Raw genomic sequence first — 20,022 nt, 5'->3', positions numbered from 1 at the left:
ATATCAATCCTGCGAGTGCCCACACAGATTGTCTGATAAATTGTTAAAGAGCGGTGCAATCAGCGCCTTAAGCTGCTGTTGCGAGGTGGCGTATGTTACGCCTTCCTCCTTCAGAGTCAAACACTTTTTTCAGCGCTTTTCTCCGGCGGGGTGAATCACTTCACTCCCTGCTGAGCCGTCTGCGTTGCCGCTTTGCCGTCTCAGTGGTGGCGCAGTATAGGGATTTCTTTTGGGCTGACAAGCGCTAATTTAAAGTTTTTGCACGACAGCTCAACTTTTAACCCAAACGATGTAAAACCGACCTGTTTCTTGTGATGCGCCATAAAAAAACGGGCCCGAAGGCCCGTTTTGGTCAGTTCAAATTACTGATGTGCGACGATGGCATCGTCTTTAACATCCATTTCAATGGTTTTGCCCGGAACGAAAGCACCAGAAAGAATCTTCTGCGCCAACGGGTTTTCAATTTGCTGTTGAATCGCACGTTTCAATGGACGCGCACCGTACACTGGATCGTAACCATTCTCGCCCAGCAGCTTCAGCGCGGCATCGGTGATATGTAACTGGTAGCCACGTTCTTCCAGACGTTTATACAAACGCTGGAGCTGAATCTGCGCGATTGAGGCAATGTGTTTTTCTCCCAGTGGATGGAACACCACCACCTCATCAATACGGTTAATGAACTCTGGACGGAAATGCGCCCCAACCACAGACATCACCATATCTTTCATTTCAGGATAATCCAGTGACCCGAAGCGCTCCTGAATCAAGTCCGATCCAAGGTTAGATGTCATGATTACCACCGTATTACGGAAATCAACAGTCCGGCCTTGACCATCGGTTAAGCGTCCATCATCCAATACCTGCAACAAAATGTTGAACACGTCAGGGTGCGCTTTCTCAACTTCGTCCAGTAAAATGACGGAATAAGGGCGACGACGTACCGCTTCCGTCAGATATCCCCCCTCTTCATAACCCACATAGCCCGGAGGTGCCCCCACTAAACGTGAGACAGAGTGTTTCTCCATGAACTCCGACATATCAATACGCACCATGGCGTCGTCGCTGTCGAACAGGAAATTGGCCAATGCTTTACACAGTTCGGTTTTACCGACACCGGTTGGCCCCAGGAACAGGAACGAACCAATCGGACGATTAGGATCGGATAAACCTGCACGGCTACGGCGAATAGCATTGGATACGGCTTCCACCGCCTCATTTTGCCCAATCACACGGGCATGAAGTTCCTGCTCCATACGCAGTAATTTTTCACGCTCACCTTCCATCATGCGCGCCACTGGAATACCCGTCCAACGCGCCAGCACATCGGCAATCTCCACATCCGTCACGCGGTTGCGTAACAGCTTCATGGTTTTGCCTTCTGACTGGGTCGCAGCGGCTAGCTGTTTTTCCAGTTCAGGAATTTTGCCGTATTGCAGTTCCGACATTTGGCCAAGGTCGCCCACACGTCGCGCTTGCTCAAGCGACAAACGTGCTTGCTCCAACTCCGCCTTAATGTTTTGCGTGCCGGTTAAAGAGGCTTTTTCTGCTTTCCACTCTTCTTCCAGCTCGGCGTATTCACGCTCTTTCTGATCGAGTTCGGTTTCCAGCATCTCCAGACGCTTGATGCTGGCATCATCCGACTCTTTCTTCAGCGCCTGCTGTTCGAGCTTTAACTGGATGATGCGACGATCGAGACGGTCAAGCGACTCGGGCTTGGAATCCATCTGCAGACGAATGCTGGATGCAGCCTCATCAATTAGATCAATGGCCTTATCCGGCAACTGACGATCAGCGATATAACGATGCGACAGGGTTGCCGCTGCCACAATCGCTGGATCGGTGATCTGCACATGGTGGTGAAGCTCATAGCGCTCTTTCAAACCACGCAGAATAGCGATGGTGTCTTCCACACTCGGCTCTGCCACAAAAACTTTCTGGAAGCGACGTTCCAGCGCAGCATCTTTTTCGATGAACTGACGATATTCGTTTAACGTCGTGGCACCCACGCAATGCAACTCACCGCGAGCCAGAGCGGGTTTCAGCATATTACCGGCATCCATGGCACCATCCGCCTTACCGGCGCCGACCATGGTATGCAATTCGTCGATAAACAGAATGACGTTACCTTCCTGTTTCGCTAAATCGCTCAGCACACCTTTCAGACGCTCTTCAAATTCGCCGCGATATTTTGCACCCGCCACCAGCGCGCCCATATCCAGTGCCAGCACCCGACGGCCTTTCAGCCCTTCCGGCACTTCACCATTGATAATGCGTTGTGCTAAACCTTCGGCAATGGCGGTTTTACCTACACCCGGTTCACCAATTAATACTGGGTTATTCTTGGTACGACGTTGCAACACCTGAATGGTGCGACGAATCTCTTCATCACGACCAATAACCGGATCTAACTTGCCGAGTTCGGCGCGCTCGGTTAAATCAATGGTGTATTTTTTCAAAGCCTGGCGCTGATCTTCAGCTCCTTGATCGTTCACGTTCTCTCCTCCCCGCAATTGCTCGATGGCCTTAGCGAGTTTTTCAGAGGTTGCGCCAGCAGACTTAAGGATGTCCGCCAGCGAACCGCGAGAGTCGAGGGCCGCCAGAACAAATAATTCAGATGATATAAAGTTGTCGCCGCGCTTTTGCGCCAGCTTGTCGCACAAGTTCAGCACGCGAATTAAATCGGCTGATGGTTGCACGTCGCCATCGGTGCCTTCTACCTGAGGCAGACGGTTAATGGCTTGTTCGATGCTGGAGCGAAGTCCAGCGACGTCGGTCCCTGCTGCACTGAGCAATGGACGCACCGATCCACCTTCCTGATTGAGCAAAGCGCTCATCAAATGAAGGGGTTCAATAAATTGATTGTCGTGTCCCAGAGCAAGGGACTGAGCATCGGCAAGGGCCAACTGGAATTTGTTAGTAAGACGATCCAGACGCATGATTCCTCCAATACAGGTCAAAATGCTACTGGAGATTAAATGAGGTCATCCCTCAAATTTTCAAGGTTAATGACCTGCATTGTGAGTAAAAAATACGCTACTGGATCGTCTTGCGGCGTAAGGTTATCTCAGCCAAATCAAAGTTGCCATACGCCCGGTGATTCCGTTGCGTCGGAAGGAGAAAAAATCAGCAGACTCAGTGAACGTGCAACGCTGCGAACCACTGACAGAACGCACGTCTGCGGCCTGTAAGCGCTGGCGTGCCAATTGCCAGATATCAGCAAAATATTTATCACCCACCGGACGAAAAGCCACATCGGCTTGCGCATCATGGGCCATAAAAGCGGTGCGGACCTCTGGACCCACTTCAAAAGCATCAGGACCGATTGCCGGACCAAGCCAGGCGTGAATCGCGCTGGCGGGACAATGAAATTGCGCCAGAGTCTGCTCGAGCACACCATTACACAGCCCACGCCAGCCTGCATGCGCGGCCGCCACTTCACTGCCATCATTGCTACAAAACAGCACTGGCAGGCAATCAGCCGTCATCACCGCACAGACGACGCCCGATTCCCGCGTAATAGCGGCATCAGCATTCGGCAACGCTTCATCTGCAGGTAGACGAGCCACCGCGTGTCCGTGAACCTGGTTAAGCCACTGCGGCATGGCAGGTAACACACCCTCGGTTAAGCGTTGGCGATTTTGCAGCACATGCATTTCATTATCGCCAACGTGTACCCCAAGATTCAAAGAATCCCAGGGTGCCACGCTGACTCCGCCGTGGCGCGTGGTAGAACATGCCTGGACACGCTGCGGAGCAGGCCAGTCCGGGATGATCCACTCACTCACAGCCAGTCCATCTGATCGCGGAACTCGTGAGTATCCGCTTTAAGTGCGTCGATCAGATCGACCATGTCCTGCGGTAATGGCGCATGCCACTCCATTTCAATCCCAGTGATGGGATGATAGAGACGCAGCATCGTGGCATGCAGAGCCTGACGATCGAATCCGCGCAGTGCGGCGATGAATTCATCCGATGCCCCTTTAGGTGGACGCGGACGACCGCCGTACAGCGGATCACCAACCAGAGGATGGTTGATATGAGCCATATGCACACGAATCTGGTGGGTACGCCCGGTTTCCAGACGCAGACGCAAACGCGTGTGCGCACGGAAATGTTCCATGATTCGGTAGTGCGTCGTAGCGGGTTTCCCCATTGGATGAACAGCCATATGAGTGCGCTTAGTCGAGTGACGTGCCATCGGCTCGTTGACTGTGCCACCTGCCGTCATGGTGCCAATCGCCACCGCTTCATACTCACGGGTGATTTCACGCAGTTGCAGTGTTTCCACTAAGTGTGTTTGTGCCGGAACTGTCTTCGCCACCACCATCAATCCCGTGGTGTCTTTATCGAGACGGTGCACAATGCCTGCACGCGGAACGTCGGCGATGGGCGGGTAATGATAAAGCAGCGCATTCAGCACGGTACCATCTGGGTTACCGGCCCCCGGATGCACCACCAGGCCACGCGGCTTGTTGATGACCAGGATATCGTCATCTTCATAGACGATGTTCAAGGGAATATCTTGCGCTTCCCAGCGTTGTGCTTCTTCGATTTCAGCATCGATTGACACCAGCTCACCGCCGAAAACTTTCTCTTTCGGTTTGTCGATGATGGTGCCGTTGACGCTGACGCGACGCTCGAGGATCCACTCTTTTATGCGAGAACGTGAATAATCAGGGAACAATTCCGCCAAAGTCTGATCTAAGCGTTGTCCAAGCTGTGCTTCGGACACCGTTGCGGTGAGTTGAACTTGTTGTGCCATATACAGCTTCTTCGTTAACGTTGGGTTTTCACGGCGATGCCGTTTAATATAATGTGCTATCGTACCAGGTCATAACCGGGAGCTTAACGGACAGCTTCCGCTACAACACTTTGAGGATAATCATTTCGTCATGACGCGTATGAAACATCTGGTGGCTGCTGCCACATTGAGCCTGAGCCTGGCTCTGGTGGGTTGTTCCGGCTCATCGGATCCGGTCCCGGACAGCCCGCCATCTGAAATTTACGCCACAGCCCAGCAAAAGCTGCAGGACGGTAACTTTAAAGCGGCGATTAAGCAACTGGAAGCACTGGATAACCGCTATCCATTTGGTCCTTATTCGCAGCAAGTACAGCTGGATTTGATCTACGCGTATTACAAAAATGCCGATCTGCCACTGGCGCAAGCCGCTATCGCACGCTTTATGCGTCTCAATCCGACTCATCCAAACATCGACTACGTCATCTATATGAAAGGTCTGACGGATATGGCGTTGGATGATTCTGCACTGCAGGGCTTCTTCGGTATCGATCGTTCTGATCGTGATCCGACGCACGCTCGTGATGCTTTCCGTGACTTCTCTCAGTTACTGCGCAGTTATCCTAACAGCCAATATGCTGATGATGCGCAGAAACGTTTAGCCTACCTGAAAGAGCGTCTGGCGAAGTATGAACTCTCGGTGGCGCAATTCTATACCAAGCGTGGTGCCTATGTCGCCGTTGTTAACCGCGTTGAAGGGATGATGAAAGATTTCCCGGACACCGAAGCCACACATAAAGCACTGCCATTGATGGAAAATGCCTATCGCCAGCTGCAGTTGACAGCAGAAGCCGATAAGGTGGCAAAAATCATCGCGGCGAATAGCCAGTCTTGATTTACTGCCCATAAAAAAAGCAGCCGTAATGGCTGCTTTTTTTTGCTGAAAAATCAGCCAACTTACTGATTTTCCGCTGCGGTTAACTCATCAATCTTGCTCCGTTCACCTTTGTGCTTCAAGCTTTTTCCGTGACTTTCTCAGCCTTTCTCACAATTCACTGGCCTTGACAAAAAGTGACATCCTAATGTGATCTAGATCACATATTTTCTTAATATCCGCGGTATGCTGGACCTACCCAGACGGAAATGACAGAGAGGTTTAACTATGATTCTGAACATTACCAGCAAACAAATGGATATCACTGCGGCAATCCGCAACCATGTCGAAGACCGTCTCGCCAAGCTGGAAAAATGGCAAACTGACCTGATTAACCCGCATATCGTGTTATCGAAAGAGCCAAAAGAATTTGTGGCTGATGCCACAATCAATACGCCAAACGGCACGCTGGTCGCCAGCGCGAAACACGAAGACATGTATACGGCCATCAATGACCTGATTGCCAAGCTGGAACGACAACTCAATAAAGCGCAACACAAACCCGAAGCACGTCGTGCTACCAGCAGTATGAAAGATTTCACCCCTGCAGGATAACCCCCCATTTTCCAGTAACGCGCCTACGGGCGCGTTTTTTATTGACAGCTTTTGAGCACTGCGGTTAATCTCACTTCACTTCTTACAGGAAACACACATGAAACATTTACCGTTCTTCTTCGCATTCTTTTTTACCTTCCCCTGATTGGGAGGCGATTCGTCATGTGAAAATGAATGCGAAGACGAACAACAAAGCCTCCCAACCGGGAGGCTTTTTTATTGGACATTTTACAGGTGAGCCCTATGAACCCCGAAAATCCGCTGCTGGCATTACGCGATAAAATCAGCGCCGTTGATGAAAAGCTGTTAACGCTGTTGGCTGAACGTCGTTCGCTGGCGGTTGAAGTGGCCCAAGCCAAACTGGCCACACATCGCCCCATTCGTGACGTTGAACGCGAGCGCGCACTGCTGGAAACGCTGATTACATTGGGCAAGAAACATCAGCTGGATGCACACTACATTACACGTTTGTTCCAACTCGTCATTGAAGATTCGGTTCTCACCCAACAAGCGCTACTGCAAAAGAATCTCAATCATCCACATGCACACGCACCACGTATCGCCTTCCTCGGCCCGAAAGGTTCTTACTCTCACCTTGCTGCACGTAAGTACTCGGCGCGCCATTTTGATTCAATGGTTGAAATCGGTTGTCTGAAATTCCATGACATCATTCATCAGGTGGAGATTGGCCAGGCCGATTACGCAGTGATGCCGATTGAGAACACCAGCTCAGGTTCAATCAATGATGTTTATGACCTGCTGCAACAAACCTCACTCTCCATCGTGGGTGAACTGACCATCCCCATCGAACACTGTGTGTTAATCAACGGTAATACCGATCTGCAGCAAATTGAGACGGTTTATAGCCATCCACAACCTTTCCAGCAGTGCAGCCAGTTCATTAATCGCTTCCCGCAGTGGAAAATTGAGTACACCGAAAGCACCGCTGCCGCCATGGAAAAAGTGGCAGCCATGAACTCACCGAAAGTTGCAGCGTTGGGGAGTGAAGCGGGCGGGGAATTGTATGGCTTGCAGGTGCTGGAACGTGATTTGGCAAATCAACAGCAAAATCACACGCGCTTTATCGTTCTGGCTCGTAAGCCAATTGAAGTCTCCAGCCAGGTACCAGCCAAAACCACATTGATCATGGCAACGGGCCAGCAAGCCGGTGCGTTGGTCGACGCGTTGCTGGTACTGCGGAACCATAATCTGATCATGAGTAAGCTGGAGAACCGTCCGATTAACGGCAATCCGTGGGAAGAGATGTTTTACATTGATGTGCAGGGCAATCTGCAATCAGAAAGTATGCAGCTCGCCCTGAAGGAATTGCGTGAAATGACCCTTTCACTGAAAGTGTTGGGATGCTATCCAGGTGAAAATGTTGTGCCTGTGGAACCACGCCTGTAAAAGTAAAAAGGCATCCTTGCGGATGCCTTTTCTTTTATTGCCGGCTGTCATTTGCCGAGCGCAGCATACTGCGGCTCTCGACCAGGAAACGTTGGGCGTAATCACCAAACCAATGCGCAACTCGCTCAAAGCTTTGGATAAATGCCTGCTTGTCGCCCTGCTCCAGCAAGGTAATCGCATCACCAAAGCGTTGGTAGTAGCGCTTAATCAACGCCAGATTGCTCTCCGATGACATAATAATGTCTGCGTACAACTGTGGATCCTGCGCAAACAGACGCCCCACCATCGCCAGTTCAAGACGATAGATAGGCGACGACAATGCCAATAGCTGATCCAGATTCACATTCTCTTCCGCCAGATGCAGGCCATAGGCGAAAGTGGCAAAGTGGCGCAATGCCTGAATAAAGGCCATATTCTGATCGTGTTCAACCGCGCTGATACGATGCAAACGCGCGCCCCACACCTGAATCTGCTCAAGGAACCATTGGTAAGCTTCCGGCTGACGACCATCACACCAGACCACTACCTGCTTCGCGAGGCTGCCGCTATCTGGCCCAAACATCGGGTGCAGACCCAGTACAGGCCCAGCATGTGCAGCCAGCATCGCTTGTAGCGGACGGTTCTTCACCGATGCCAGATCGACCAAAATGCAGTCTTCCGGTAACTTTGGTAGCTCAGAGATAATCTGTTCAGTCAGGTGGATCGGCACACTGATCATCACCATACCCGCATCTTTGAGCAACTCCTCGGAACGATCCCAGTCACCTTTATCGAGGATGCGCACTTGATAGCCAGACAGCGTGAGCATCTTTTCAAACAGACGCCCCATCTGACCACGGCCACCCACAATAACCACTGGACGCAACGTCGGGCACAGCGTTTTAAAGCCTTTATCGTTTTCGTGCGCGTAGGATTCACGCATCAAACGACGCAAGACATCTTCGATCAGATCGGGAGACACGCCCAACGCTTCCGCTTCCTGTCGGCGTGAAGCCAACATGCTGGCTTCACGTTCTGGCACGTAAATCGGCAAGCCGTAACGGCTTTTGACTTCCCCCACCTCGGCTACCAGCTCAAGGCGTTTAGCTAAGAGCCCCAGCAAAGCTTTATCTACTTCATCAATTTGATCGCGTAGCGCGGTCAGTTCAGCCACCATGACTCATTACACCTCGTGTGACAGACGCGCCGACAGCACTCCCTGCAGATCCTGATGGATTTCACGCAGCAAGGTTTCCGTGGTTTCCCAGTTGATGCAGGCATCAGTGACAGAAACACCGTATTTCATTTCGCTACGCGGCTGTTCAGAAGACTGGTTGCCTTCATGAATGTTGCTTTCCAGCATCAGGCCAATGATGGAGCGGTTTCCATCTTTAATCTGCGCGATAGCCGATTCGGCTACGCCAGGCTGACGACGATAGTCTTTGTTAGAATTACCATGGCTGCAATCTATCATTAAGGCTGGGCGCAGTCCCGCTTTCAGCATCTCTTTTTCACACTGCGCAACATCTTCTGGGCCGTAGTTTGGCGCTTTACCACCGCGCAGAATCACGTGACCATCCGGGTTACCCTGGGTTTGCAGCAGGCAAACCTGACCCGCCTGGTTGATGCCCACGAAGCGGTGTGGCATCGCAGCAGCTCGCATCGCATTAATCGCAGTACCCAAGCTGCCATCTGTGCCGTTTTTGAAACCAACAGGCATTGACAGACCAGAAGCCATTTCACGGTGTGTCTGAGATTCAGTGGTACGCGCACCAATAGCAGACCAGCTGAATAGATCGCCGAGATATTGTGGGCTGTTAGGATCCAGCGCTTCCGTTGCCAGCGGCAAGCCCATTTCCACCAGGTTGACCAGCAGCTGACGCGCAATGTGTAGCCCGGCTTCCATATCAAACGAGTTGTTCATGTAAGGATCGTTGATTAACCCTTTCCAGCCGACGGTGGTACGAGGTTTTTCAAAATAAACACGCATAACGATGTACAGCTGATCCTTCAACTGTGCAGAAAGAGTTTGTAACTGACGAGCATACTCGAGCGCTGCTTCGGTATCGTGAATCGAACAAGGGCCACAGACCACCAGCAAGCGCGGATCGCGCCCGGCAATAATATCGGCAATGGTCTGGCGAGAAGCGGCAATTTGCGCTTCCTGCGCCGCAGTGAGCGGGAACTTCGCTTTCAGCTCTTGCGGGGTAATTAAAATTTGTTCGTCGGCGATATGCACATTGTTCAGCGCGTCTTTCTGCATGATAGCGATCCTTTTTACTCGTTTATGCGGTTTTTGGATCCTCACTGAGGATGGCGCTTACTTTACCACAAAATGTATAGGTTGCAATCCACGAGTGTACAGTTTTATTACCATGCAAATTACGACATGCGAAATTTAAAAACAAAAACTTTATAAAACAATAATTTAAATATAAATCACCAAAAGAGCATGACCACTTAAACGTACCAATTTGTTTACACTTGGTAATTTGAAAAGAAATGCCTTATGCGGACAGATCCACTAACATTCTGTATTTGGTTAACTTTTTAGGGATCATTCAGTGGCCACTTCCAACGTTGCGTTACGCCCCTTTGTCTTGCAGGATGCCGCAGCCTTTACCGAGGCCGTTAATCAATCGCTGAACAGCCTGAAGCCGTGGATGGCGTGGGCACATGAAGATTATCGTGCAGAAGAAGCCACAAGTTGGATCAATTTCACCCACATGCAGCGTGATAAAGGCGAAGCGGAGGAGTTTGCCATCGTTGATGGGGAGGGCCGTCTGCTTGGCGGTGCGGGTATTCGTTTCGCACAGCAACCCGGGGATTTCAACGCCATTGGCTATTGGGTGCGGAGTGATGCACAACGGCTAGGTGTCGCGACGCGAGCAGTTGCACTGTTAGTCAACTTTGGCTTCCAGCATCTGGATATTCCGTTGCTGGAAATTGTCGCAGCAGAAGAGAACCACGCCAGCCGAGCGGTTGCCTTGCGCAGTGGATTCGAGTTTATCGATTACCGCTATGGTTTAATCGTGCTCGACAGTGGGCCGGTTAACTCGGCGATTTATCACCTGAAACGCCCATAAAAAAAGGGGCTGGCCCGTAGGCCAACCCCTTGTTTGCTATTAACTTTGAGATGTCGCTTACGCGCCAAGACGCTCTTTGATACGAGCTGACTTACCGGTGCGCTCACGCAGGTAGTACAGTTTGGCTTTACGCACAGCACCACGACGTTTGACAGAGATGCTGTCAATTACCGGAGAGTGAGTCTGGAAGACACGCTCAACGCCTTCGCCGTTTGAAATCTTACGAACAGTGAATGCAGAATGCAGACCGCGGTTACGAATAGCGATAACCACGCCCTCGAATGCCTGCAGACGCTTCTTAGAACCTTCAACGACCCATACTTTCACTTCCACGGAATCACCCGGACGGAATGAAGGTACGTCCTGCTTCATCTGCTCTTGTTCAAGTTGCTTGATAATGTTGCTCATAATTAAATCTCTATATCCTGGGTAAACTGATAGTCAGGGAAGATTACTCTTCCACCTGATCGTTTTGTTGCTGCTGATGTTCCCGTTGGAACTCATTTAGCAACCGTGCTTGCTCTTCAGTCAGAGCCAGGTTTTCCAGAAGTTCAGGTCTTCTTAGCCAGGTACGGCCTAGCGACTGTTTCAGGCGCCAACGGCGAATATCAGCGTGATTGCCCGACAGTAAAACTGACGGAACCTCCATGCCTTCTAACACTTCAGGTCGGGTATAGTGTGGGCAATCCAGCAAACCATCCGAGAACGAATCCTCATCGGCTGACGCTTGTTTCCCCAATACGCCGGGTATAAACCGGGCAACTGAGTCAATCAACGTCATTGCGGGTAGCTCACCACCGCTGAGAACGTAATCACCGATTGACCATTCTTCATCAATCTCAGTGTGAATCACGCGCTCATCAATCCCTTCATAACGACCGCATACCAGAATCAACTTCTGATTGGTCGCCAGTTCGCAAACGCCTTGTTGGTCAAGTTTGCGACCCTGAGGTGAAAGATAAATCACCTTAGCGCCATCTCCCGCCGCTGCTTTCGCTGCGTGGATAGCATCCCGTAAGGGTTGCACCATCATCAACATCCCCGGTCCGCCGCCGTAAGGACGATCGTCCACGGTACGGTGCCGGTCATGCGTGAAGTCACGAGGACTCCAGCTTTCAATGTTGAGCAGGCCATTTTTTACTGCCCGGCCAGTTACCCCGTACTCGGTAATAGCGCGAAACATCTCTGGAAACAGGCTAATAACACCAATCCACATCGCGTTCGCCGTTACGTTACCGGATTGTCCGGAGATCAAAAACCAGGATCCCAATCTACTTCAATAGTGCCAGTAGAGAGATCGACTTTCTTGATAACCTGTTCATCAAGAAACGGAATTAACCGCTCTTGTGCACCGAATGCATCTTTCAGGTTTGCCTTAACGACGAGCACGTCGTTCGAGCCGGTTTCCATCATATCAATGACTTTTCCCATCTCGTAGCCGTCGAGGTTCACTACTTTGCAACCCATAAGGTCTTTCCAGTAGTAATCACCTGCTTCCAGCGCTGGCAGCTGCGTGGAGTCAACCTGAATTTCGCAATTGGTTAACTGGGCCGCAGCGTCCCGATCGTCAATGCCTTTGACTTTGATGATCAGGTCCTGATTGTGGTGCTTCCAACCTTCCAGTTCAACATGCTGCCATTTACCGGCGCGCTGAATAAACCAAGGTTGGTAGTCGAAGATACTTTCAGCGTCTTCAGTGGAGGAAAACACTTTGAGCCAACCCCGAATCCCGTAAGCGGCACCCATTTTACCCAATACAATTGGATTAACGGGAAGCTGTGCGGCAGGTTTAATGCTCATGCTCACCACCGTGACAGATTAAGCTGCTTTCTTTGCTTCTTTGATCAGCGCGTTAACGCGATCAGAAAGCGTTGCGCCCTGGCCAACCCAGTGCTCAATACGGTCCATATCCAGACGCAGACCTTCAGCCTGACCAGAAGCGATCGGGTTGAAGAAACCTACGCGCTCGATGAAACGACCATTACGCGCATTGCGGCTGTCAGTAACGACGACCTGATAGAACGGACGCTTTTTCGCGCCGTGACGTGCCAAACGAATTGTAACCATAACATCCTCATTAGTTAATAAAGCGCTCGGGCTCCATCGAGGGATGGAACCCGAGCGCAATATAAAAAGCCCGAAAATTTTACTCATTTTGGCGAAAAAAGCAACCTGAGAGTGTCAATTATCTGGCTGTTAGCCGGTCGCCTTAGCGGCCGGGGAATCCAGGCGGCATCATGCCTTTCATGCCACGCATCATTTTGGCCATGCCACCCTTCTTCATTTTCTTCATCATGCGCTGCATGTCGTCGAACTGTTTCAGTAAACGGTTGACGTCCTGCACCTGCATGCCAGAACCGGTTGCGATGCGGCGCTTGCGTGAGCCTTTGATGATTTCAGGCTTCTGCCGCTCTTTGGTGGTCATCGAATTAATGATGGCCTCCATACGCACCAGCACTTTGTCATCCATCTGCGACTTCACGTTGTCTGGCAACTGGCCCATGCCCGGCAGTTTACCCATCAGGCTTGCCATGCCGCCCATGTTGCGCATTTGCTTCAACTGCTCAAGGAAATCGTTGAGATCGAATCCATCGCCGGTCTTCAGTTTCTTCGCCAGTTTTTCCGCTTGCTCACGGTCAACTTTGCTTTCGATATCTTCGATCAGCGACAGTACGTCGCCCATACCGAGAATGCGTGAGGCGATACGATCTGGATAAAACGCTTCCAGAGCTTCTGTCTTCTCACCCATACCCATGAATTTAATCGGCTTGCCGGTAATGTGACGAATCGACAGTGCCGCACCACCGCGGGCATCACCATCCACTTTGGTCAGAATCACACCGGTTAATGGCAGCGCTTCGTTGAAGGCCTTCGCCGTGTTCGCGGCATCCTGACCGGTCATGGCATCGACCACAAACAGGGTTTCCACCGGGTTGATCGCGGCGTGCACCTGTTTGATTTCGTCCATCATGGCTTCATCGACGTGCAAACGGCCGGCGGTATCCACCAGCAGCACATCGTAGAATTTCAATTTGGCTTCTTTAAGCGCGTTCTGCACGATATCGACCGGTTTCTGAGTCAGGTCAGAAGGACAGAAATCGACACCGACTTGTTCCGCCAGGGTTTCCAGCTGTTTGATCGCCGCAGGGCGATACACGTCAGCAGAGACAACCAGCACTTTCTTCTTGTGCTTCTCGCGCAGGAATTTACCTAACTTCGCTACGCTAGTGGTTTTACCCGCACCTTGCAGACCGGCCATCAGCACCACGGCTGGCGGCTGAGCATTCAGGTTCAGCGCATTATTTTCGGCACCCATTGCCGCAACCAACTCGTTGCGCACAATTTTGATGAACTCCTGACCCGGTGTCAGGCTTTTGTTGACATCCTGCCCGACCGCGGCTTCTTTAACGCGGTTGATAAACTCACGCACCACCGGCAGCGCAACGTCAGCTTCCAGCAATGCCATGCGCACTTCGCGCAGGGTGTCTTTAATGTTGTCTTCGGTCAGCCTTCCGCGGCCGCTGATGTTGCGCAGGGATTGCGACAAACGATCGGTTAAATTATCAAACATGCTCTCTCACTTAGGACCGTAGCGAGGCCGCCTAGGCGGCACAATGCGGCGGATTATAGCACGAAGCTACAGCGATCTCTGCAATTGACCTTGAGATCGTTTGGAGCCTGATGCGGCTGGCGCTATACTGGTTTTTTCCTTATCTGACCGACACCTGAAAGGATCTATGTTCGTTTTCGCGATTGTGGCGCTGTTCGCCTACTCCCTCAGCCTTGCATTGATCATTCCCAGCCTGCTGAAACGCAACGGTGGCTGGCGGCGTTTTGCCGTGCTTTCAGCCTGCGTGGCATTGATTGCCCATGCTGTGGCGCTGCAACAACGTATTTTTGCCGTCGATAACGGACAAAATCTCAGTCTGCTGAACATTGGTTCATTGGTCAGTCTGCTGATTTGCGCCATCATGACCATCGTGGCGTCGCGTAACCGCGGCTGGCTGTTGCTGCCGATTGTTTACGGCTTTGCGCTGATCAATCTGGCTTTCGCCACCTTTGTACCGAATGCCTTTATTACCCATCTGGAAACCACGCCAGGCATGATGATTCACATCGGCCTGTCGCTGTTTGCCTATGCAACGCTGATTATTGCCGCACTGTATGCGCTGCAGCTGGCGTGGATCGACTATCAATTAAAAAATAAGAAACTGGCTTTCACTCAGGATATGCCGCCGCTGTTGAGCATCGAACGTAAGATGTTCCACATCACGCAAATTGGTGTGGTGTTACTGACGCTGGTTCTGTGCACCGGTTTGTTCTTTATGCACAACCTGTTTAGCGCGGAAAATGTCGACAAGGCTGTCCTTTCTATCATTGCCTGGTTTGTCTATATCGTTCTGCTCTGGGGACACTATCACGAAGGCTGGCGCGGACGCCGTGTCGTCTGGTTCAACTGCGGCGGTGCGCTGCTGCTGACCATGGCCTACTTCGGCAGCCGCGTGCTGCAGCATCTGCTCACTTCTCACTAAAGGAATTTTTGCGTTGGAACATGTTTCAACCACCACGCTGATCATTACGCTGGTCATCATGGTGCTGGTCTCTGCGTATTTCTCCGGTTCAGAGACCGGCATGATGACGCTCAACCGTTACAAACTGCGTCACAAAGCCAAAAGCGGAAACCGTGCCGCTCGTCGCGTTGAAAAGCTTTTACGTCGTCCAGACCGTCTCATAAGCCTGGTGCTGATTGGCAATAACCTCGTTAATATTCTCGCTTCCGCATTAGGGACTATCGTCGGGATGCGTCTGTATGGCGATGCGGGCGTGGCGATTGCCACCGGTATTCTGACCTTCGTAGTGTTGGTGTTTGCCGAAGTCCTGCCGAAAACCATCGCCGCCCTGTATCCGGAAAAAGTGGCCTACCCCAGCAGTGTGCTGCTGGCGCCGTTGCAATATGTGATGTTGCCATTGGTGTGGCTGCTTAACACCATTACTCGCATTCTGATGCGTATGGTCGGGATTAAAACGGAAGGTTCTATCAGCTCGGCGCTGAGTAAAGAAGAGCTGCGCACCATTGTGTACGAGTCACGTTCGCTGATGTCGCGCCGTAACCAGGACATGCTGCTCTCCGTGCTGGATCTGGAAAAAGTCAGCGTTGACGACATCATGGTGCCGCGCAATGAGATCGTCGGTATCAACGTCAATGACGACTGGAAATCGATTGTTCGTCAGCTCAGCAACTCGCCACACGGTCGTATCGTGCTGTTCCGCGATTCGCTGGACGACTGTGTTGGCATGCTGCGCGTGCGTGAAGCCTGGCGCATGATGACCGAGAAGAAAGAGTTTAATAAAGATCGTCTGCTGCGCGCCGCCGATGAAATCTACTATGTGCCAGAAGGCACGCCGCTCAATGTGCAGTTGGTCAAATTCCAACGCAATAAGAAGAAAGTCGGTTTAGTAGTGGATGAGTATGGTGACATCAAAGGTCTAGTGACTATCGAAGATATTCTGGAAGAGATTGTCGGCGACTTCACCACCTCAATGTCCCCATCCCTGGCAGAAGAAGTGATGCCGCAAAATGACGGTTCCGTACTGATTGAAGGCAGCGCCAACGTGCGTGAAATCAATAAAGCCTTCAACTGGACGCTCCCTGAAGATGAGGCGCGCACCATTAACGGCATGTTATTGGAAGCGCTGGAAGAGATTCCGCAGGTGGCGACTCGCGTCAAAATCGACAAGTACGATGTTGATATTCTCGATGTGCAGGACAACATGGTGAAGCAAGTACGCATTACCCCACACCATCCGTTAAAATCGTCCATTGGTTCCTGAAGCCAAAAAAAACGCCGCGATCATCGCGGCGTTTTTATCAGTATCAGGCAACAACTAGATGTGCAGCTCTTTTAGCTTCTCTGCTGGCAGCTTCAGATCTTCATTGCGGTTCACGCCAATGTCATGCGCCAACACGTTACGTGCAATCTGTTGCGCTTCATCCAGTGAGTGCAGCTTGTAGCTACCACACTGATATTCGTTCAATTCTGGAATCTGGCTCTGCTCTTTCACCTTCAGAACGTCTTCCATCGCCCCTTTCCAGGCTTTGGCCACACGCTGCTCATCAGGTTCACCAATCAGGCTCATGTAAAAGCCCGTGCGGCAGCCCATCGGGGAAATATCCACAATTTCCACACCGTCACCGTTAAGGTGGTTACGCATGAATCCTGCAAACAGGTGCTCCAGCGTGTGGATGCCGCGCTCAGTCAGAATATCGATATTCGGACGGCAGAAACGCAGATCAAAGACGGTGATGGTATCGCCATGCGGAGTGTTCATGGTTTTTGCAACGCGCACGGCAGGTGCGCCCATGATGGTGTGATCAACAGTAAAACTATCCAGTAGTGGCATACGTCACCTCCTGTTTTGAGAATTTTTTTAAAACGATGAAACTTTTCCGTTCGCCCAACGTCTGAATATATGAAAGACGCGCATTTGTTATCATCATCCCTGACAACAGAGATGTTTATTTCGGCCACAGTGATGTGGCCATTTTCTTTTTTAGCCTTCGCGACCCGCCAGATAGCTCTCGAAATCCAGCGTATCACTCTGTTCTAATTTCTTCTGCGACTGCACCGACTCCAACGCCTGACGACTAAAGTCATCTTCCGTCAAAATCTCTAATGGCTCTTCACACAGCAGATGACGGTACTGTTCAGCTAACGCCACACCTGCTCCGGTTAAACCATTTTCTTTGATCGCATGAAGAATGCGCGCCGAATAGGTTAGCTCAGGATCATCAAACGATGCTACCAGTTGATCGCAAACCTGTTGATATTGCGTGCTGCCGTGATTGCTGTCGAGCACTTCCGCCACACGACTCAGGTCAGCAAACAGCGCTTTGCCCACGTCTACCAGTGGGTGTTCTGTGTCACTGCAGCCGACACCAATTACCTGGCCTGGCTTACGCCCTTCCATCACCACGCGATTCCAGTTCTTACGGCTACACAGCAATTCGTCGGAGCTCATCTCCGGCGCATCCGCCAACGTACACCAAATCAAGAACAGATCAAGGAAACGCGCCTGGTTGGCGTCGACACCAATTGCGGAGAACGGGTTAATATCTAACGATCGCACTTCGATATATTCGATCCCGCCGCGCAGCAGTGCATCTGAAGGCGCTTCGCCAGAACGAGTAACACGTTTAGGACGAATCGGTGCATACAGCTCGTTTTCAATCTGCAACACGTTGGTATTCAACTGTAGCCAGTTGCCATCCGCGTCTTTAGTGCCCATGGCGGCATACTCTTCCGACGGCGTTTTGATCGCTGCTTTCAGCGCAGCAACATAACCATCGAGGGAGTTAAAGGTGATACCCAAACCGCTTTGCGATTTGTTGGTATACCCCAGATCGCTCAAACGCAGCGAGGTGGCATACGGCAGCCATAGCGTACCTTTACCGTCGGTTTCAAACGGCAATTTGCTTTCACGTCCCTGCAGGAAGGAAGAGCAGATCGCCGGTGATGAACCAAACAGATATGGGATCACCCAGCCAAAACGATAGTAGTTGCGGATCAAACGCAGATAGCCGGCAGAGATCGTCTCTTTGCCACTCTCGGCATCTTTGACATCCGCCCACTCTTGCCAGAATGACAACGGCAACGAGAAGTTGTAATGCACGCCAGAAATAATCTGCATCAGCGCGCTATAGCGATTTTTCAGGCCCTGACGATACAGGGTTTTCATTTTGCCGATGTTGGAGCTGCCGTATTGAGCCAGCTCAATACTCTCCACATCTTCGACGTAGCCCGGCATACTGAACGGCCACATCCGCTCCTGCCCCAACTCACGCGCCACATGGCGGTGAATGTCACGCAGGAAAGCCAGCGATCGATCAATGCTCTGATCGACAGGCGTGATGAATTCCAACAGCGTTTCAGCAAAATCGGTGGTGATCCAATCATGCTTAAGCGCTGAACCGAGCGATTCAGGATGTCCGGTGGTTGCCAGGTGGCCATTCGGATTGACGCGCAATGTTTCGCGTTCAATGCCACGGCCGATACCCTTCAACGCGTCGGGATGCGCTTCCAACCAAGAGAGCGCTTTAGATACGTCCGGGATCACATTAACCTCCCGCTGTGCGAATAATTTATTTTTGTTCAGCATAATGTTAACCGTAGCCTCGAATCTGTGCGAATCAATGCCACCATTGCATTGTTTGTAATGTGGCAGTCGCGATAACGATATAACGCAGCGTTTTACCAATGGCGAGGAACAGCACCGCTGGTAGCCAGGCAAAGCGCAACCACCCTGCTAACACGCAAAGCAGGTCGCCCACTACCGGCAGCCAGCTAAAAAGTAGCGCTGCAGGTCCCAATCGATGTAACCACGTCATTGCTGTGTCGTGCCATCGCCCCTGCCCTTTTGGCGGCATAAGACGACCAAGAAGAATGTTGGTCAGGCCACCCAGGGTGTTTCCCACTGATGCAGCCAATAACAATCCGTAGACCGACCCCTTTTGGGCGATCAGCAAAGCAACCAGCACAGCCTCTGAGCTTCCCGGAAGCAGGGTCGCGCTTAGAAAGCTACTGCCGAATAACGATCCATAAGTCAGAAACTCATTCACAGTAAGCGGACATCAACCACATCCATGCCCGCGGCTTGTGCCGCCTGAACGCCAAAGTCAGCATCTTCAAACACCACACAACGTTCAGGCGCTACGCCCATTAACTCGGCGCAGCGTAAAAAGGTATCGGGTTGCGGTTTATGACGTTGAACATCATCAGCGCCTACCACAGCATCAAACAGATGGTAAACGCCTAATGCTTCAAGCAGCGCTTTCGCCAGGCTGTGTTCGCTGCCGGTGCCCACCGCCATAGGACGACGGCCATGATAGGCCTTTACCACCTCCATGAGCGGCAAAGGACGCACGTCATCGAGTAACATCGCCTTCAACGCCACCGTTTTCTCTGCGGCCAGCAGATGAGGGTCCTGCGTGGCATTGTTGTGCTCAAGAATGTACTGCGCCAGTTGCCAGGTGGGTGCGCCATTGAATGCCACCATTTTTGCTTCATCCATGGTGAATCCATAGCGGCTCAGCACCTGCTGCCAGGCTTTTCGATGTGTCGGCTCAGTGTCCAGAATCGTGCCGTCCATATCGAAAATCAGGGCGTCATATTGGTCGTACATTGTCACTCCATCGAGTACCACTAAATGAGCCATTACTTTAGCGTAATGCGCTTAGGTTGTCGCCAGGTGTGCTTAACAGCAAATGCTTTGAAAGCATTAGCATTTTTTGTTTTCGGAAAAAGGTCAGGATGCGATGCCGGGGA

The 20,022-nt window shown here is 51.4% G+C and carries 21 protein-coding genes and 1 other annotated feature; of the genes, 7 read left to right on the top strand and 14 right to left on the bottom strand.

The window, feature by feature from the left end:
- Nucleotides 1-362: 362 nt before the first annotated feature.
- The 3 genes from clpB to rluD all read right to left on the bottom strand — a co-directional run bounded on the left by clpB (nt 363) and on the right by rluD (nt 4,762).
- Entirely contained in the window at nt 363-2,936 is a 2,574-nt protein-coding gene (gene clpB, locus ACPUC8_RS17985) for an ATP-dependent chaperone ClpB (RefSeq protein ID WP_058973722.1), read from the bottom strand.
- Nucleotides 2,937-3,059: 123 nt separating this feature from the next.
- Nucleotides 3,060-3,785, bottom strand: coding sequence for a purine nucleoside phosphorylase YfiH (gene yfiH, locus ACPUC8_RS17980; RefSeq protein ID WP_494926933.1), 726 nt, complete (start codon nt 3,783-3,785; stop codon nt 3,060-3,062).
- Nucleotides 3,782-4,762, bottom strand: a complete 981-nt coding sequence (rluD, locus tag ACPUC8_RS17975; RefSeq protein ID WP_039330824.1) for a 23S rRNA pseudouridine(1911/1915/1917) synthase RluD — start codon at nt 4,760-4,762, stop codon at nt 3,782-3,784. The genes yfiH and rluD overlap by 4 nt, the downstream gene beginning before the upstream one ends.
- A gap of 130 nt (nt 4,763-4,892) precedes the next feature.
- Here rluD and bamD point away from each other — a divergent pair, with 130 nt between their 5' ends.
- The 4 genes from bamD to pheA all read left to right on the top strand — a co-directional run bounded on the left by bamD (nt 4,893) and on the right by pheA (nt 7,634).
- Nucleotides 4,893-5,633: an outer membrane protein assembly factor BamD gene (bamD, locus tag ACPUC8_RS17970; RefSeq protein ID WP_058973725.1), complete on the top strand. Its 741-nt coding sequence runs from the start codon at nt 4,893-4,895 to the stop codon at nt 5,631-5,633.
- A gap of 267 nt (nt 5,634-5,900) precedes the next feature.
- Entirely contained in the window at nt 5,901-6,227 is a 327-nt protein-coding gene (gene raiA / locus ACPUC8_RS17965; protein ID WP_039330820.1) for a ribosome-associated translation inhibitor RaiA, read from the top strand.
- Between the two features lie 96 nt (nt 6,228-6,323).
- Nucleotides 6,324-6,448, top strand: a sequence feature (Phe leader region).
- Nucleotides 6,325-6,372 carry a pheA operon leader peptide PheL gene (pheL, locus tag ACPUC8_RS17960; protein WP_100703679.1) on the top strand — a complete coding sequence of 16 codons (48 nt, stop codon included), beginning with the start codon at nt 6,325-6,327 and terminating at the stop codon, nt 6,370-6,372. Its footprint overlaps the feature before it by 48 nt.
- Nucleotides 6,449-6,470: 22 nt before the next feature.
- Nucleotides 6,471-7,634: a bifunctional chorismate mutase/prephenate dehydratase gene (gene pheA / locus ACPUC8_RS17955; protein ID WP_494926932.1), complete on the top strand. Its 1,164-nt coding sequence runs from the start codon at nt 6,471-6,473 to the stop codon at nt 7,632-7,634.
- A gap of 34 nt (nt 7,635-7,668) precedes the next feature.
- Here the strand turns inward: pheA and tyrA are convergent, their stop codons facing one another.
- Complete coding sequence (gene tyrA, locus ACPUC8_RS17950) at nt 7,669-8,790, bottom strand: bifunctional chorismate mutase/prephenate dehydrogenase (protein WP_039330816.1); 1,122 nt, start codon at nt 8,788-8,790, stop codon at nt 7,669-7,671.
- A 6-nt stretch (nt 8,791-8,796) separates the two neighbouring features.
- On the bottom strand, nt 8,797-9,876 hold the full coding sequence (locus ACPUC8_RS17945) for a 3-deoxy-7-phosphoheptulonate synthase (RefSeq protein ID WP_039330814.1): 1,080 nt from the start codon (nt 9,874-9,876) through the stop codon (nt 8,797-8,799).
- Between the two features lie 301 nt (nt 9,877-10,177).
- Here ACPUC8_RS17945 and ACPUC8_RS17940 point away from each other — a divergent pair, with 301 nt between their 5' ends.
- A complete protein-coding gene (locus ACPUC8_RS17940) occupies nt 10,178-10,699 on the top strand; it encodes a GNAT family N-acetyltransferase (RefSeq protein WP_039330812.1) in 522 nt (173 codons plus the stop codon).
- Between the two features lie 57 nt (nt 10,700-10,756).
- On the opposite strand, the gene rplS is transcribed toward ACPUC8_RS17940, so the two are convergent.
- The 5 genes from rplS to ffh all read right to left on the bottom strand — a co-directional run bounded on the left by rplS (nt 10,757) and on the right by ffh (nt 14,270).
- Complete coding sequence (gene rplS, locus ACPUC8_RS17935; RefSeq protein WP_034822234.1) at nt 10,757-11,107, bottom strand: 50S ribosomal protein L19; 351 nt, start codon at nt 11,105-11,107, stop codon at nt 10,757-10,759.
- A gap of 43 nt (nt 11,108-11,150) precedes the next feature.
- On the bottom strand, nt 11,151-11,915 hold the full coding sequence (trmD, locus tag ACPUC8_RS17930) for a tRNA (guanosine(37)-N1)-methyltransferase TrmD (RefSeq protein ID WP_052206034.1): 765 nt from the start codon (nt 11,913-11,915) through the stop codon (nt 11,151-11,153).
- A 35-nt stretch (nt 11,916-11,950) separates the two neighbouring features.
- Nucleotides 11,951-12,499, bottom strand: coding sequence for a ribosome maturation factor RimM (gene rimM, locus ACPUC8_RS17925; RefSeq protein ID WP_039330810.1), 549 nt, complete (start codon nt 12,497-12,499; stop codon nt 11,951-11,953).
- An 18-nt stretch (nt 12,500-12,517) separates the two neighbouring features.
- A complete protein-coding gene (gene rpsP / locus ACPUC8_RS17920) occupies nt 12,518-12,766 on the bottom strand; it encodes a 30S ribosomal protein S16 (RefSeq protein WP_039330808.1) in 249 nt (82 codons plus the stop codon).
- 142 nt (nt 12,767-12,908) lie between these two features.
- The gene (gene ffh, locus ACPUC8_RS17915) at nt 12,909-14,270 is read right to left on the bottom strand and encodes a signal recognition particle protein (protein ID WP_058973731.1); all 1,362 of its coding nucleotides are present in this window, start codon (nt 14,268-14,270) and stop codon (nt 12,909-12,911) included.
- A gap of 166 nt (nt 14,271-14,436) precedes the next feature.
- Between ffh and ACPUC8_RS17910 the strand changes: the two genes are divergently transcribed.
- Both ACPUC8_RS17910 and ACPUC8_RS17905 read left to right on the top strand, forming a co-directional pair.
- Nucleotides 14,437-15,231 (top strand): cytochrome C assembly family protein, encoded by a 795-nt coding sequence (locus ACPUC8_RS17910; protein WP_039330804.1) that lies wholly within the window; start codon nt 14,437-14,439, stop codon nt 15,229-15,231.
- 13 nt (nt 15,232-15,244) lie between these two features.
- Nucleotides 15,245-16,531 (top strand): HlyC/CorC family transporter, encoded by a 1,287-nt coding sequence (locus ACPUC8_RS17905; RefSeq protein WP_039330802.1) that lies wholly within the window; start codon nt 15,245-15,247, stop codon nt 16,529-16,531.
- 54 nt (nt 16,532-16,585) lie between these two features.
- On the opposite strand, the gene luxS is transcribed toward ACPUC8_RS17905, so the two are convergent.
- The 4 genes from luxS to yqaB form a co-directional block, all read right to left on the bottom strand.
- Nucleotides 16,586-17,101: an S-ribosylhomocysteine lyase gene (luxS, locus tag ACPUC8_RS17900; RefSeq protein ID WP_039330800.1), complete on the bottom strand. Its 516-nt coding sequence runs from the start codon at nt 17,099-17,101 to the stop codon at nt 16,586-16,588.
- A gap of 150 nt (nt 17,102-17,251) precedes the next feature.
- Entirely contained in the window at nt 17,252-18,856 is a 1,605-nt protein-coding gene (gshA, locus tag ACPUC8_RS17895; protein WP_039330798.1) for a glutamate--cysteine ligase, read from the bottom strand.
- Between the two features lie 31 nt (nt 18,857-18,887).
- A complete protein-coding gene (locus ACPUC8_RS17890) occupies nt 18,888-19,316 on the bottom strand; it encodes a YqaA family protein (RefSeq protein WP_039330796.1) in 429 nt (142 codons plus the stop codon).
- On the bottom strand, nt 19,313-19,879 hold the full coding sequence (gene yqaB / locus ACPUC8_RS17885) for a fructose-1-phosphate/6-phosphogluconate phosphatase (protein ID WP_494926931.1): 567 nt from the start codon (nt 19,877-19,879) through the stop codon (nt 19,313-19,315). Before yqaB ends, ACPUC8_RS17890 begins: the two co-directional genes overlap by 4 nt.
- Nucleotides 19,880-20,022 lie beyond the last annotated feature (143 nt).

The sequence above is a fragment of the Pantoea sp. CFCC18177 genome (genome assembly GCF_059412425.1).
Note: the sequence above shows the minus strand (reverse complement) of the source record. Positions and strands in the feature narration are given on the sequence as shown.